The organism is Sorangium sp. So ce887 (assembly GCF_051521455.1).
Taxonomy (GTDB): Bacteria; Myxococcota_A; Polyangia; order Polyangiales; family Polyangiaceae; genus Sorangium.
Genome location: NZ_CP150354.1, coordinates 2776255 through 2790737, shown reverse-complemented (window position 1 = coordinate 2790737; position 14483 = coordinate 2776255). Strand labels below are relative to the sequence as shown.

The following is a 14483-nucleotide window of genomic DNA, read 5'->3' as shown; positions in this document are numbered from 1 at the left end:
GCGGAGCGGTGCGTCGTGTCGCGCGGGCGGCTTCGCGCCCTCGGACAGCTCTACTTCGCCGGCTCCACCTCGCCGATGTCGTCCAGGTCGTCCAGGTCGGCCTTGGCCTTCTCGTCGCCCGAGACCGCCCACGGATTCGTGCGCTCGCTGTCGGGCGCGGCACCGTCGGCTCCGTCGCCGTCCTCCTCTTCGAGGTCGTCGAGCGACTCGACCCCGGCCGGCGAGGAGCTCGGCGCGGGCGGCGTCGACGCGCGGGGCGCGGGGGGCGCAGGCGGCGTCGACGCACGGGGCGCGGGGGGCGCGGGCGGCGTCGATGCGCGGGGCGCGGGGGGCGCGGGCGGCGTCGACGGGCGCGCCGACGAGGTGCCCGGGTCGCTCGGGAGCCTGCCGCGCGGCGGCTCGGCCACCTGCGACGAGACGAACGCCGCTGCGGCGCCCGCCGCAGCCGACGGCTTCGCCACGATCGCGCTCGGGGACGTGATGCTGCCGGCCGGCCTCGGGCCCGCGGGAGCGCCGCTCGGCGGGCTGCTCACCGAGGGCGGGAGACCTCCCGACGGCGAGCTCGCCGCCTCGGAGGAGGCCCCGCCCGGAGCGGCGCCGGCGGGGAGCTTGGCGGCCTGGCCTAGATCCGACGCGACGCCGGACAAGACGGAGGCAGGCGCCGCCGGCGCCGACGCCGCAAACGCTGGCAGGGGCGCACCGCCCGGCGAGACGGGCGCCGACGCCGCCGGCCTGGACACAGGCGCACCGCCGGACGACACCGACGCCGCCGGAGCGCCGGCCGCCTGCGCTGCCGGCGCGGGCGCGCTGCCCGGCGCGGCGGCGGGCGCGCCGCTGCGGCCTGACGACAGCTCCGCCGGCGCCGCCCTCGGCGTGGCGGCGCGCGGCGTGTCGAAGCGCATCGCCTTCTGCGCGAGCTGCACCACGGGGAGGATCTCGCGCGGCGGGATGTTCGCGGCGATCACGTCCGGCCCGGCGATCGCGAGCTCGCCGTCGGCGTGGAACGGCACGCCCGGGCGCTCGCGCTCCTGGTTGAGCCGCGCGTTGTCGATGGCGACGCGGACCTCGAGCGGGATCCGGGTCTGCCAGAGCCGGCCGTCGATCGCCGTGCGCACGTCCCACGGCGTCAGGATCGGCGTCCTGCCGATGCCCTCGAACGGGCTCCGGTCCGCGAGCAGCGCCTTGAGCAGCCAGGCGACGATCTCCTGGTGCTGCGGCGTGTCCTGATCCCACGGCATCGACTCGCGGAAGAACTGCCAGTAGCCCCCGGCCGGGCCGTACACGGAGAGATCGCGCGGATCGAACGCGGCCTCGAACGCGCGCGGGGTGATGTCGCCCTCGTCGATGACGGAGTCGATGAGCGCGCCCTGGAAGTCCGGCGTCTTGCGGCGGGCGGCCCGCGGCGAGAGGCCGGTGAGGGAGGTCGTGATCTGCTGGCGAACGTCGCCCCGCTCGCGGAACCAGTCCATCCGCTCGACCGCGCCGAACCGCTCGCGCAGCTTGACCGGCGTCCACCACGGCAGATCGAGCTCGCGCAGCCGTGCGATCAGCTCGGCCACGAGCTGCAGCGCCGGCTCGCTCGCGAGGTGCACGCGCGCCTCTCTCTTCAGCGTCTCGTCGTCCTTGCTCTCGGAATCCCGGTGCTGCAGCGATCGCTCCGCCATCGTTCCTCCGTGTTCCCCCGGCCGTTCAGCTAAATACCAGAACCGGATCCGCAACGGCGAGCCCGCGCGCGCGACGGCGGAGCGCGCTCCGGCCCGACGCGCCCGGGCCTCGACGCGAGCGCGCGGCGCGCATCTCCCGCGGACCGCCAGGATGTCGTTCTGCAACGACGCGCGAACGCAGCGGCGAGCAGCGGCCGATCTTCAAGGGCGCCCCCTCTGCGTGGCCGAGGCCAGCGCCCGAGACCACCCGGCTGCGACGCGCGCCGCCTTGGATCTCGGCGCTGGGTCGATCCGGGCTAGGCTCTCGCGGCCATGCAGGAGGACGCGGGAGAGGGCGCGCGCGAACGTGCAGCGCGAGGGTTCGATCGGCTGGACCGCCCCGGGCGCGGGCTCTCGCCCTGGGCGCGCCGCGTCGCGTGGTCCGCCGCCGAGGCGATGCTCTGCGACGAGGACGAGCGCGGCGAGCTCGCCCCGCCGGGCGCCGAGGTGTGCGAACGCGCGGTCGCGGCGCTGGATCTCTCCCTCGGGCAGGCCAGCCCCGAGACGCGGCGCGGCTTCGCGCTGCTGGCCGCGTGCCTCGAGCTGCTGCCGCTCTTCGTGATCGGCGCCTTCGGCCGGATGAGCCGGCTCTCGCTCGGCCGGCGGCTCGCCTACCTCGAGGCGCTGGAGTCGAGCCGCTCCGGGCTCCTCGCGATGCTGCTCGTCGCCTTCAAGGTGCCCATGTGCATCCCCGCCTTCGAGGAGGGCGCGGAGCTCGCGCTGACGGGCCTCGATCGCGAGAGCACCGCGGCGCGGCGCAGGTTGCCCGGGCTCCGCCCGGCCGCGGTCGCTCCCGCCGCGCCGCGCGGGGAGGCGGACGAGGGCCCGCGCGCGCAGCCCGCCGCCACGTCCGGCGCAGGGGGTGACGCGTGACCGGCGCCATCGCGTCGAGCGAGCCGATCGTCCGCGGGCGCGACCTGCCGGCGGGGTTCGACGAGCCGTGCGACGTCGTCGTGGTCGGCTCCGGCGCCGGCGGCGCCGTCGTCGCGGCGCTGCTCGCCGAGGCGGGGCGCCGCGTCATCGTGCTGGAGGAGGGCCCCTACTACCGCCCCGACGACTACCAGCGCTGGAAGCCCAGCGAGTCGCTGCGGCGGCTGTTCCGCGAGGGCGGCATGGTCACGGCGTTCGGCGTGGGCCAGACGCCGATCATCTCGCTCACGCAGGGGCGCGCCGTCGGCGGCTCGTCGGTGGTGACCGGCGGGGTCTGCTTCCGCATCCCGGGCGGCGTCCACGCGCGGTGGGTGCGCGACCTCGGCCTCGACGAGCTGTCGGAGCGAGCGCTCGAGGCGGCGTACGAGAGCGTCGAGCAGCGGCTCGACGTCCGCGAGGTCCCCGAGGCGATGCGCTCCGCGTCGACGGCTCGGTTCGTCGAGGGGGCGAAGCGGCTCGGCATCCCGATGCGCCCGCTCCGCCGCAACACCGGCGACGCGTGCGAGGGGAACGGCCGGTGCAACTTCACCTGCCCCGCCGGGGCGAAGCGCTCGGTCGACGTCGCCTACCTGCCGTCAGCCACCGCGCACGGCGCGCGCGTCGTCGCCGACGCGCTGGTCGAGCGGATCGACGTGAAGCGCGGGCGCGCCGCCGGCGTCGAGGGGAGGCTGCTCGGCGGCGAGCCGGGGGCTCCGCCGCGCCGGTTCCGCGTGCGCGCGAAGGCCGTGGTCGCGGCGTGCGGCACGCTGCACACGCCGCTGCTCCTCCGCACGGCGGGCGCCTTCAAGGCGAGCGGCGCCCTCGGCAACGACGTGACGCTGCACCCCGCGGTGCGCGTGGTCGCGCGGTTCGACGACGCGCTGAACGGCTGGGACGGCGCGCTCCAGAGCGTCTACTCCGACCACTTCGACGCCGAGGGGATCAAGCTCGTCGGCGTCTACTCGGCGGTGAACGTGCTCGCAGCGGGCCTCCCCGGCGTCGGGCCCGCGCTGCGGCGGCGGGTCCGCGCGCTGCCGCGCTGCGCCGTCTTCGGCGCCATGATCCACGACGAGGGCGGCGGCCGCGTCCGCCCCGGCCCCGGCCGCGAGCCGCTCGTCTCGTACGCGATGGCGCCGCGGGATCTCGCGCGGCTGCGCCGCTCGATCACCCTCCTCAGCGAGATGGCGATCGCCGCCGGCGCGCGCGAGGTCTACACCGCGATGATCGGCGAGCCGCCGATCACGTCGATGGACGCCGCGCTCGCGGCCGAGCGCGCGTCCATCGACGCGCGCCGCATCGAGTGCATGGCGTTCCACCCGCTCGGGAGCGCGCGGGTGGCGAACGATCCCCGGCGCGGGATCGTCGACCAGGACGGCGAGTGCTTCGAGCTGCCGGGGCTCTTCGTGGCCGACGGCTCCATCCTCCCCACGAGCATCGGCGTGAACTCGCAGGTGCCGATCATGGCGATGGCGACGCGCATCGCGTGGCGGATGGCCGAGCGTTTCCCGAGGCTCGCGGCGCAGAGCCCCGCGTAGGGGCGCAGGGCGCGGTGCTAGCATGTCGGCGCGGGCCGACAGCCGAGGTTTCAGGATGCAAGCGATGATCGATCTCCGCTCCGACACGGTGACCCGACCGACCGCGGCCATGCGCGCGGCCATGGCGGCGGCCGAGGTCGGCGACGACGTGTACCGGGAGGATCCCACCGTGCGCAGGCTCGAGGAGCGCGTCGCGGAGCTGACGGGCAAGGAAGCCGCGCTGTTCGTGCCGAGCGGGACGATGGGCAACCAGATCGCGCTGCTCTGCCACACGCAGCGCGGCGACGAGGTGATCGCGGGCGAGGGCGCGCACTGCGCGTTCTACGAGAGCGGCGCCGCCCCCGCCTGGAGCGGCGTGCAGTTCGTCTTCGCCGGGCGCGGCGGCCTGTTCAAGGCGGCGGACGTCGAGGACGCGATCAAGCCGCCGCAGTACTACCTGCCGCGCACGCGCGTCGTCGCGATCGAGAACACCCACAACCGCGCCGGCGGGCGGGTCTTCCCGCAGGACGACGTCGTCGCCATCGCGTCCGTCGCGCGCGCGCACGGGCTCGCGCTCCACCTCGACGGGGCGCGCCTCTGGAACGCCGCGGTCGCCTCCGGCCGGACGGTCGCCGAGCTCGCGCGGCCGTTCGACACGGTGAGCGTGTGCTTCTCGAAGGGGCTCGGCGCCCCGGTCGGCTCCGCGCTGTGCGGCGGCGCCGACGTGGCGCGCGCCGCGCTGCGCTTCCGGAAGATGCTCGGCGGCGGCATGCGGCAGGCCGGCGTGCTCGCCGCCGCCGCCCTGTACGCGCTCGCGCACCACCAGGGCCGCATCGCCGAGGACCACGAGGCCGCGCGCGCCATCGCGCGGGCGATGCGCGACGCGGCGCACCGCGCCGCCCGCTCGGCCGGAGCAGAGGCGCCGCCCGCGACGATCGACGAGCCCGAGACGAACATCCTCTACGTCGACGCGCCGGGGATCCCGGCCGAGCGGCTCGTCGACGCCGCGCGGCGGCGCGGCGTGCTCGTCGGGGCGACGGGCAGGAGCACCGTCCGCGCCGTGACCCACCTCGACGTCGCGCCCGAGCAGGTCGCGCCCGCGGCGAGCGCCCTCGCCGAGGCGCTCGCCGAGGTGCTGTCTTCGCCGCGCGATCGCGGCGCCGCGGGTGTGCGCGCGTGAGCCGTCGCATCGCCGCGAACGCCTCCGCCGCGGCGCTCGCCCTCGCGATCGCCGCGCTGCTCGGCCCCGCGTGCGCGCCGGCGCGCGGCGACGCCTACCTCGCCGCGCTGGCCGCCGGTGAGCGCGCCTACCACGCGGGGCGCTACCACGAGGCGGCCCGCTCGTTCGACGGCGCCGCCTCGCGCGCGCTGCGCGTGAAGGACCGCGACGAGGCGCGGCTCATGCAAGCGCGCGCCTTCGAGCGCGCGGAGGCCTGGGGCGAGGCGCGCGCGTCGTACGAGCGGCTGCTCGCCGACTCGCCGCATGGGCCGCGCTCGGTGCGCGCGGAGTTCGAGCTCGCCGATCTCGCGATCGAGCACGGCGACACCGACGCGGGCTTCGCGAGGCTCCTCGCGGCGACGCGTCGACACCCGTCGCACGGGCTCGCGCGCAACGCGCTGAAGCGGCTCATCCAGCGCGAGGAGGAGCGCGCCGGCGCGGGCGGCGCGCTCGCGTGGCTGCGGCAACAAGGCCCGTCGTTCCGCGGGACAGCGCTCGATCAGGACGTCGCCTACCACACGGGCCTGCTCCTCGAGCGCAGCGGCGATCGCGAGGGCGCGCTGCGCGCGCTCGTCGCTACCGCGCGCGCGCACCCGTACCCCGCCGGCAACCTGACGGACAACGCGCTGTTCCACGCGGCGGAGCTCGCCGCCTCCCTCGGGCGCCCCGAGGAGGCCATCGGCTACCTGAGGGAGATGCTCGCGCCGCGCGAGTCCGCCGTGACCGGCAGCTACGACCGCGAGAAGTTCGACGACGCGCAGCTGGAGATCGCGCGCCTCTACCGCGACGCGCTCGGCGATCGCGCGGCCGCGCGCCGCGAGCTGCGCAAGCTCTACACGAACCACCCCGCGTCCATCCTGCGCGACGACGCGCTCTGGGCCGAGGCGAAGCTGTGGCGCGAGGAGGGCCGGACCAGGGAAGCGTGCGCCACCGCGGCGTTGATCACCCGGGAGCTCCCCGACTCGCGCTACGCGCGTTGCGCACACGCGATCTGCCCGTCGCTGCCGGCAGCGCAGCGCCCGTGCGCGGACTACATCGTCCGCGAGCTCGACGGCGAAAAGGCCCCTTGACGCGGGGGCGCCGCCCGGCGTGTCGCCGTGGCGGCGGCCCGCCCGCGCTCAGTCCTCCTCGTCGTCCGCGGGCTCGAGCTCGGCGTCGTCGTCCTCCTCGTCGTCATCGTCGGCGAGGTCGTCGTCCTCGGCCTCGTCGACGTCATCGTCGTCCTCGCGCGGCTCGGACTTCAGATCGATGCCGATGTCGCCGAGCTGCGTCTCGAGGAGCTCGAAGAGCTCGTCCACGTCGTCGCCCCCCCACTCGTCGAGCACGTCGGTCAAGAACTCAAAAAAATCACCGCTGTCCAGACGACGCTCGATCTCTTCGACCTGCTCCTCCGAGAACGCTTCGAGGACGTCCTCGCGCAGCGCTTCGGTGTCGCCTTCCTCAACGGCATCCGCCGCAGAGAGGCGGATCTGCTTTACGGCACGCTTGTCGAGGTGAATCTCCATGAAGGTGGCTTCGTTTAGGCGACCCTCGCGGCCGCCGTCAAGCGGCGTATGGCGTTGAGCTCCAAGAGACCGCTCGCCTCCCCTTCCCGTCCCCTCTTTTCCTGGGGCGTGCCTGACGGCCCGTCGAGAGGCCCGGGGCCGGGCGGCCGCCCACGGACCCCGTCGCCCGCGCCGCGGAGGGGCGTTGCCGGCGGCAGATCTCTCGCGTATCTCAAGCAGCTCGTGCGTTTACGACCTCCGCCCGGCGCGCTCCCGGCCGCGACCCTCGCGGCAGGGGCCCTGCTGTCCTTGACAGCGACGGCCGCGCCGCCGGATCGCAAGACCGAGAGCGACCTCCCCCGCGCCGCGCCGGACGTACCCGCCGGCGCCAGCACAGGCGAGGCCGCGGGCGAGAGGATCGACGCCGGCCTCGGCACGCCCACCGAGGCCGCCGCGCAGGGGAACGAGGCCGCCGCCGCGCAGCCGCTGCCGCCTCCCGTCAAGCCGGGCGTCGAGCTCGCCGCCCGGCCGCCGCCGCTGCACGTCGAGTACGTGCAGTACGGCGTCGCCCTCGTGGCGGAGATCAGCCTCGACCCCGGCGCCGTCTGCCCGCGGTCGGGGCCCCTGTACTCGTGCATCCTGGGCAGCGGCGGCGGGCTCGCGATCCGCGGCGGCTACCGCTCGCCGGGCCCCTGGTACTTCGGCGGCGCCTACCAGTTCACCAAGATGGACTCGAGCAACCTCTACCGGCTTGGCATCTTCCAGCAGCTGCGCGCCGAGATGAGGTACCTGCCGGACATCGGCTACCGAGCGGCCCCGTATTTTTCCGCCGGTATCGGCGGCATCGTCTACGGCAACGAGTGGGGCGTCGAGACGGGCGGCGCGCTCATCTTCAGCGGCGTCGGCGTCGAGCTGGAGGTGTCACGCCGCGCCGTCCTCGGCGTCAGCTGCGTCTACCGGCCGGTGCTGATCTCGGGCTGGAAGGACACGGCCAACTACGAGCGGGCCACCGCCATCGCGCAGTTCGTGGGCTTCGAGCTCCTGCTCGAGGTGCGGACCGAGCTCGGTCGGCGCTGAGCGGCTCCCCTGCCGTTCGAGAGAACGCACCGTCTACTTGACTCGACCGTCGCTCCGCGGTCCCCTCGGCAGCGTGATCTGCGATGTGTGCGGTCGCGACAACGCGGGCGATCTGACGTTCTGTCAGGATTGCGGCCGACGGCTCAAGGTGCGCGAGGCACGCGTCGCCCCGCCGACGCCGCCGAGCGGCCTGCCGCAGGTGTCGCTCCCGGCCGTGTCGGCTCCCCCGCAGGGCGACGCGCCGCCGGCGAACGACGCCCGCGCGAGCGCCCGGGCGCCGGGCGCCCGCGGCGTCCCGGGGCGCCTTCGCCCGGAGGCGCCGGTGTTCTCGTTCAGCCCGATCGGCTCGGCGAGGACGGAGCCCGCGATGCCGGCGATGCACGGCCGCGCGGAGATCACCGCCCGTCCGGCGCGCGAGGGCGCCGCGACGCCGGCCGCGGGCGCGCTGGACAGCGCCATCCAGATGGCGCCGGCGCTGCAAGGGCCGAGGATCACGGACCGGGGCGACGCGCCGGTGCCGCCCGCGATGATCGCGACGCCCTCGATCACCGAGGCGCTGCTGGGGCTCTCCTGCCCGAGCTGCGGCGTGGACAGCCCGCCGGGCTACCGCTTCTGCGTGACGTGCGGCGCGCCGCTCCACCGGAAGGACGGCGCCGCGCCGGCGGGCGCACCGCAGCCGGCGAGCGTCGCGTCGAGGAGGGCGAGGGGCGACGAGCCGGACGCCGCGCTCTCCCCTGCCGCGCCGTACGTGGCGCACCCGCCGCTCGAGGAGACAGGGACGACGGCGCGGGGGGTCCAGGACGCCGCGCTCCGGCACGCGCCTCCGCCCGAAGCCGCGCCGCCGCTCGGGCCGCGCGACGAGCGCCCCGGCGGCGGGGACACGCATCGGCAGGGCCCCAGCGCCTCGCCGCCGGGCCGAGCGGCGCCTCCTCCGCTGCCCCCCGTCGCCCTGCCGCCCCCGCGGCTGTCCCCTCCCGCGGCCAGCGGAAGCACCCCCGACAAGATCGTCGGCTCGCCGGTGCTCGACATCGCGTCGTCGCGCCAGACGCCGGCCCCGCCGATCGAGTGTGCGCGCTGCCACGGCCAGTGCCTTTCGGGCACGCGGTTCTGCAAGTACTGCGGGGCGCCGCTCGACGGCGAGCGGCCGGTCTCCGAGCGCCCGTCCCGGGCCGCCGCCGACCGCCCGCAGCCTGCGCCCTCGCCCGTCCCGGAGGTCGGGCGCGCCCCGCCGCGGCCGCCGCAGGGCGACGCCGCCGGGCCGAGCCCGATCGAGACGGGCAGCACGCCGCCGCCCTCCCAGGCGCCGCTCGCTCCGCTGCGGGCGTCCTATTCGGTGCGCCCGCCGGCGTGGGTCCCGGCCGACACGCGGCCGACCCGGGCCCCCGAGGGCAAGCTCATCGTGATCGTCGAAGACGGGACCGAGGGAAAAAGTTTTTCCCTCTCCGGCCCGCAGATCGACATCGGCCGCAGCGAGGGGGATATCGTCCTCGAGGACGACCTGTACGTCTCGCCGCGGCACGCCAGGCTCATTCCGCAGAGCGGGTCCTGGGTTCTCCGTGACCTGGGCAGCGTCAACCGCATCTACCTGCGCATCCGGAAGACGCACCCCCTTCGAGACGGCGACTTGCTCCTCCTGGGCCTCGAGGTGTTACAGTTTCAGACCGTGAACGACGGGGAGCGAGGCCTCGGCCATGCCATCCAGCATGGGACGTTGCTGTTTGGCTCGCCCGCCATCCACCGGCGGGCGAGACTTTGCCAGCGGACGGTGGAGGGCGTGACGCGGGACGTGTACCACCTCTACCGGGATGAGACGGTGATCGGACGGGAGACGGGAGACATCGTGTTCACGGCCGATCCGTTCCTCTCGCGACGCCACGCCGCCATCCGGAGGAACCCGGCCACGGGGGAGTACGCGCTCACCGACCTGGAGTCGTCGAACGGGACGTACGTCGCCATACGCGAGGACGTCAGCCTCCTGGATCGCGATTTCGTGCGCATCGGGCAGCACCTGTTCCGCGTGGATCTCTCCCGATGAGCGACCAGACCGTCCGCGAAACGCCGACCGAGGCGCTGGAAGTCGAGGGGCTCCCGAGCGCGGCGTCGGTAGGGACCGACTCGAGCAGCAACACGGGCAAGGCCCTTGGTGACTCCCCGCACGGCGCCGCGTCGCTCGAGTCCGGCAAGGCGGGGTCTCTGGAAGCAGGCAAGCCCGTGAACTGGAAGCCGCCCACGCCGCCCAAAATGCGCTCGGCCGTGAACGCCGCGCGCGAGCAGAAGGCTGGCATCGCCGTGAAACCCATGAAAGCGCCCAGCGCCCCGAGCCCCGACAAGGTCGGGAGGAAGCTCCCTCCACCGCCGCGGGTGCGGCTCACCGCCGGCGGGCTGCGCGACGACGACGCGGAGGGAAGCGCGACGAGGTCGGACGACCTCGCGGACGCGGCCACCCCCGACGCGCCGCCGGCCGCCGTTCAGGCGCAGGCCGCCCGCGCGGCCCCGGCGCTCGCCGCGTCGCGCAACGACGGCGCGCTCGACGAGACCCCCGCCGTGGAGGCCGCCGTCGGCGACGGCTCGACCGGGCGCCCCCTTGCGGGCGATGCGGCGGCGGGCGGCGGGCCGGCCGAGGGCGCGCAGCGCCCCGACGACATGGACAGCGAGGCAGCAACGCCGGCCGAGCCGCATCGACCCGAGGTCGTGCTGCGGCTGTTCGGCCGGACCGACGTGGGTCAGGTCCGCGAGCACAACGAGGACAACTTCATCGTCGCGGATCTCACCAAGGCGAGCCGCGGCCTGATGGAGATGGACCGCTACCAGGTGGTCGGCGAGCGCGGCGCGCTGCTCGGCGTGTGCGACGGCATGGGAGGCGCCGCGGCCGGCGAGGTCGCGAGCCAGCTCGCGGTCGACATCATCTACCAGCGGATGAGCGCCGGCGGCCCCCCGCAGAACCACGACGAGCTCGCGGCGCGGCTCGTGCAGTCGATCGAGGCCGCGGGCCTCAGGATCTTCAGCGAGGCGAAGCTCGATCGGACCCGGCGGGGGATGGGGACCACCTCGACCATCGCCGCGCTCATGGACGATCACCTGTTCCTCGGCCAGGTCGGCGACAGCCGCGCGTACGTCCTGCGCGGCGATCGGCTCGTGCAGGTGACGCGCGATCAGTCGCTCGTGAACCAGCTCATCGAGGCCGGCCAGCTCACCGAGGAGGAGGCCGAGACGTTCGAGCACAACAACATCATCCTCCAGGCGCTCGGCACGGCGGACTCGGTGCAGGTCGACCTCACCTTCGTGGAGCTCAAGCGGGGCGACACGCTGATGCTCTGCTCCGACGGGCTCTCGGGCATGGTGCGGAACGAGGAGATCCGCGAGGTGCTGCGGACCGTCGACGATCCGATCGAGGCCTGCAAGGTGCTGACGGATCGGGCCAACCAGGCCGGCGGCCACGACAACATCACGGTGGTCGTCGCGAAGTTCGACGGCGACGGGCTCGCCGAGGCGGACCTCGTGGACATCGAGGAGCTCCGCTACCAGAAGTACTCGCTGCCCGAGCACCTCCTGGCCCAGAACGCCGTCGCGTCCGAGCCGGCGCGCAAGGTGAAAGAGCTCGATGAGAAGAAGATCTCGCAGCGCCCCCCCTCACCGAAGTCGTGGCTGACCGGCGCAGACGGCGATCTGGGCGATGACGGCGACGACTACGACCCCGTCATCGCGGCGCTTCCCCCGGACGAAGCGCTGGAGGAGCGCAAGGCCCGCGCGCCCGTCCAGGGCGACGAGCCGATCATGATCCCGACCGACGGCGCGCCGCAGTGGCTCGTGATCTTGATGATCGTGAGCGCCGTCGCGTGCGTTACCATCGCCGGCTACTACCTGCTCCGTTAGGGCGCGCGCAGCGCACGTGCGCGCGCCCCCCACCGCGATGCTGCGCAGCAACGACAAGCGTGGCCGGCCGACTCCGGCCGCCCCGCAGGAAGGGCCCGCCCCGCGACGATCGGACGCGGACGGCCGCGTCGACGTGGAGACCGCGCAGCGCATCATCAGGGATGCCGTCGTGCAGGCGATGCAGCGCGAGGAGAAGGCGCTCGCGCTCGTGCGCGCCAAGGCGGACGAGGCGCAGCGCCGGGTGGCGCGCCACAACCTGCTCCTCGGGCTCGGCGTCGCCGCGGCGCTCGTCGCCGTGGGGGTGGCGGGCGTGGTCGCGTACCGGTCGCGCCGGGCGGCCGACGCGCTCGCGCGCGACGTCGGGCTCGGGGTCGCGCCCGCGGCGCGGCCGTCGGGCGAGATCCCGGAGCAGGTGCTCTCGGGCCGCGCGATCTTCGAGCAGAACCGGCTGGCGCTCTACGTGATGGGCTACAAGGTGGACAACCGCATCGGCGGTTGCTGCTCGGCCTTCGCCATCGCGCCCGATCTGCTCGCCACGAACGCGCACTGCGTCCGCGACTGCCGCGCGCGCGGCGGCACCTCGATCGCCACGCAGAACGACTCGATGGGGAAGACCCGCCTCCGCATCGTCGCGATGTCGGCCCACCCTGCGTACAAGCCCGGGCAGGCGGGGGCCGGCTCGCCGGACGTCGCCCTGCTCCGCATCGACGGCAGGGCGTCGCACACGGTGAAGCTCGCGAACGACGCCGAGCTGCGGGCCATCGGGCCGGGCGACGACGCTTACGTCCTCGGCTTCCCCGGTCGCCTGATGGACCCGCTGAGCCCCTCGGCGACGTTCCTGGAGGGCCGCATCGGGCGGGTGACCGGCATCGACGAGGAGGCGACGACGCCGGACCGCGCCGTCCTCATCCAGCACGATGCGGTCACGCGCGGGGGCAACAGCGGGAGCCCCATCTTCAACCAGTACGGGCACGTGATCGGCATCCATGCGGCGCACATCGACGACGAGAACGACGTGACGATCGACGGGCGCAAGACGACGGTGACGCAGAGCTCGCCGTTCCGGATCGGGATGCGCATCGATCTGCTGAAGGGGGTCCCCGCGCCGTGATGCTGCGCGTCGTGCACACGTTCGGGCGCAACGCCGGGTCCGTGGAGCTCCATGACAGGCGCGTCGTGCGCTTCGGTCGCGCGCCGGACAACGACGTCGTGTTCGACCCGAACCACGATCGCGACGCGAGCAGCCACCACGCCGAGGCGCGCCTCGAGGCTGCGGGCTGGGTGCTCTACGACCTCGACAGCCGCAACGGGACCTACGCGGGCGGGCAACGGATCAAGCGGCACCCGATCGCCTCGGGCGATGAGCTCACCTTCGGCACGAAGGGCCCGCGGGTGCGGCTCGATCTCGTCGAGCGACACGCGCCGGGATCGCCGCATGCGCACGCGCCGCCGCCTCACCCCGCGCCCGCCGCGTATCCCGCGCCCGCTGCGTACCCCGCGCCCACCGGCCATCCCGCGCCCGCTGCGTACCCCGCGCCCACCGGCTATCCCGCGCCCGCGGCGGGCTATCCCTCGCGCGCCGCTGCGTATCCCGCGCCCACCGCGGCCTCCCCGGCACCGGGCGCGGGCTACCCCGCGCCCGCCGCGGCCCACTCCGGGCACGTCGCCGCCGCGCCGCCGGCCGGCACCCGGCGGGTCGGCGAGCGGACGATCGCCATGATGATCTCCTCGGCCGTCTCGGCGGCCACGGGGCGCGCGAAGCCCCGCGGCACCGTCGAGATCAACGCCATGCTCCACAAGGAGGTGCGCGCCGCGACCGCCGGCCAGCGCCGCACGACCTACGTCCTCGCCCTGCTCCTCGTGGTCGCGCTCGCGAGCCTCGCCGGGCTCATCGTCTATAACCGCTCCTCCCACGACGAGATCGGCCAGCTCCGCGCCGAGCTCGCGCGCCTCCCGCCGGAGGACCCGCGGCGCAAGGAGATCGAGCGGCGCCTCGGCACGCTTCACCCCTCGAACGCGAACTTCGGGCGCAACCTCCACGACCGCGTCAGAAAGGGGATCTTCATGCTCGCCTCGGGGCGCGAGGGGTTCTGCACGGCGTTCGCGGTGCGGCCCTCCGTCCTCGTGACGAACGCGCACTGCATCTCCGCGGCCAAGCGCCGCGGCGGCGCGATCGTGGCGCTCGAGAACGAGGGCCGGGGCCAGGTAAGCTTCGCCGTGACCAGCATGCGGCCACACCCCCTGTACCGCGAGATCGCGGACCAGCTCACCCCGGACATCGGGATCGTGTCCATCGCCGGGCGCGCCGCCGCCGTCCTGGAGCTCGCCGCCCGGGAGGAGCTCGCCGCGGCCGGCGCGGGCGACGACGTGTACCTGATCGGCTTCCCCGAGCGCCTCACGGACGCCGCGAACCCCGTCGCCACCTTCCTGGCCGCCAACATCGGCCGGATCACCGGCGCGAACGGGCGGCCCGCGGCCGCGGCCGACGCCTGGCTGATCCAGCACGACGCCCGCAGCACGAGCGGCATGAGCGGGAGCCCCATCTTCAACGGCCAGGGCAAGGTCATCGGCATCAACGCCGGCGGCTACCTGGAGGGCAACGACGAGACGATCTCCGGCCAGAAGACGGAGGTGGTCAAGGCCTCCCCCTACAAGTTCGGGATGCGCATCGACCTGCTCGACGCCATCCTGCGCTGACCCCCGC

General features: G+C 74.7%; 11 protein-coding genes. 9 read left to right on the top strand and 2 right to left on the bottom strand.

Annotation, left to right across the window (positions count from 1 at the left end; translation table 11 throughout):
* Nucleotides 1-50 precede the first annotated feature (50 nt).
* Nucleotides 51-1664: a hypothetical protein gene (locus WMF36_RS10650; RefSeq protein ID WP_437579496.1), complete on the bottom strand. Its 1614-nt coding sequence runs from the start codon at nt 1662-1664 to the stop codon at nt 51-53.
* A 312-nt stretch (nt 1665-1976) separates the two neighbouring features.
* Here WMF36_RS10650 and WMF36_RS10645 point away from each other — a divergent pair, with 312 nt between their 5' ends.
* From WMF36_RS10645 to WMF36_RS10630, 4 genes are read left to right on the top strand one after another with little or no spacing between them, the layout of a single operon-like run.
* Nucleotides 1977-2576 carry a hypothetical protein gene (locus WMF36_RS10645; RefSeq protein ID WP_437579495.1) on the top strand — a complete coding sequence of 200 codons (600 nt, stop codon included), beginning with the start codon at nt 1977-1979 and terminating at the stop codon, nt 2574-2576.
* A complete protein-coding gene (locus tag WMF36_RS10640) occupies nt 2573-4147 on the top strand; it encodes a GMC family oxidoreductase N-terminal domain-containing protein (protein WP_437579494.1) in 1575 nt (524 codons plus the stop codon). The genes WMF36_RS10645 and WMF36_RS10640 overlap by 4 nt, the downstream gene beginning before the upstream one ends.
* Nucleotides 4148-4202: 55 nt before the next feature.
* Nucleotides 4203-5306 (top strand): low-specificity L-threonine aldolase, encoded by a 1104-nt coding sequence (gene ltaE / locus WMF36_RS10635; protein WP_437579493.1) that lies wholly within the window; start codon nt 4203-4205, stop codon nt 5304-5306.
* Nucleotides 5303-6415, top strand: coding sequence for a tetratricopeptide repeat protein (locus tag WMF36_RS10630; protein WP_437579492.1), 1113 nt, complete (start codon nt 5303-5305; stop codon nt 6413-6415). The genes ltaE and WMF36_RS10630 overlap by 4 nt, the downstream gene beginning before the upstream one ends.
* A gap of 48 nt (nt 6416-6463) precedes the next feature.
* Here WMF36_RS10630 and WMF36_RS10625 read toward each other — a convergent pair whose 3' ends face one another.
* A complete protein-coding gene (locus WMF36_RS10625) occupies nt 6464-6850 on the bottom strand; it encodes a hypothetical protein (protein ID WP_437579491.1) in 387 nt (128 codons plus the stop codon).
* A 222-nt stretch (nt 6851-7072) separates the two neighbouring features.
* On the opposite strand from WMF36_RS10625, the gene WMF36_RS10620 reads away from it, so the two are divergent.
* The 5 genes from WMF36_RS10620 (at nt 7073) to WMF36_RS10600 (ending at nt 14476) form a co-directional block, all read left to right on the top strand.
* Nucleotides 7073-7906 carry a hypothetical protein gene (locus tag WMF36_RS10620; protein ID WP_437579490.1) on the top strand — a complete coding sequence of 278 codons (834 nt, stop codon included), beginning with the start codon at nt 7073-7075 and terminating at the stop codon, nt 7904-7906.
* A 73-nt stretch (nt 7907-7979) separates the two neighbouring features.
* Nucleotides 7980-9941, top strand: coding sequence for an FHA domain-containing protein (locus WMF36_RS10615; protein ID WP_437579489.1), 1962 nt, complete (start codon nt 7980-7982; stop codon nt 9939-9941).
* Nucleotides 9938-11779, top strand: a complete 1842-nt coding sequence (locus WMF36_RS10610; RefSeq protein ID WP_437579488.1) for a Stp1/IreP family PP2C-type Ser/Thr phosphatase — start codon at nt 9938-9940, stop codon at nt 11777-11779. The genes WMF36_RS10615 and WMF36_RS10610 overlap by 4 nt, the downstream gene beginning before the upstream one ends.
* A gap of 16 nt (nt 11780-11795) precedes the next feature.
* Nucleotides 11796-12890, top strand: coding sequence for a S1 family peptidase (locus WMF36_RS10605; protein ID WP_437579487.1), 1095 nt, complete (start codon nt 11796-11798; stop codon nt 12888-12890).
* Nucleotides 12890-14476: a trypsin-like peptidase domain-containing protein gene (locus WMF36_RS10600; protein WP_437581888.1), complete on the top strand. Its 1587-nt coding sequence runs from the start codon at nt 12890-12892 to the stop codon at nt 14474-14476. The genes WMF36_RS10605 and WMF36_RS10600 overlap by 1 nt, the downstream gene beginning before the upstream one ends.
* The last annotated feature ends 7 nt before the right edge of the window (nt 14477-14483 follow it).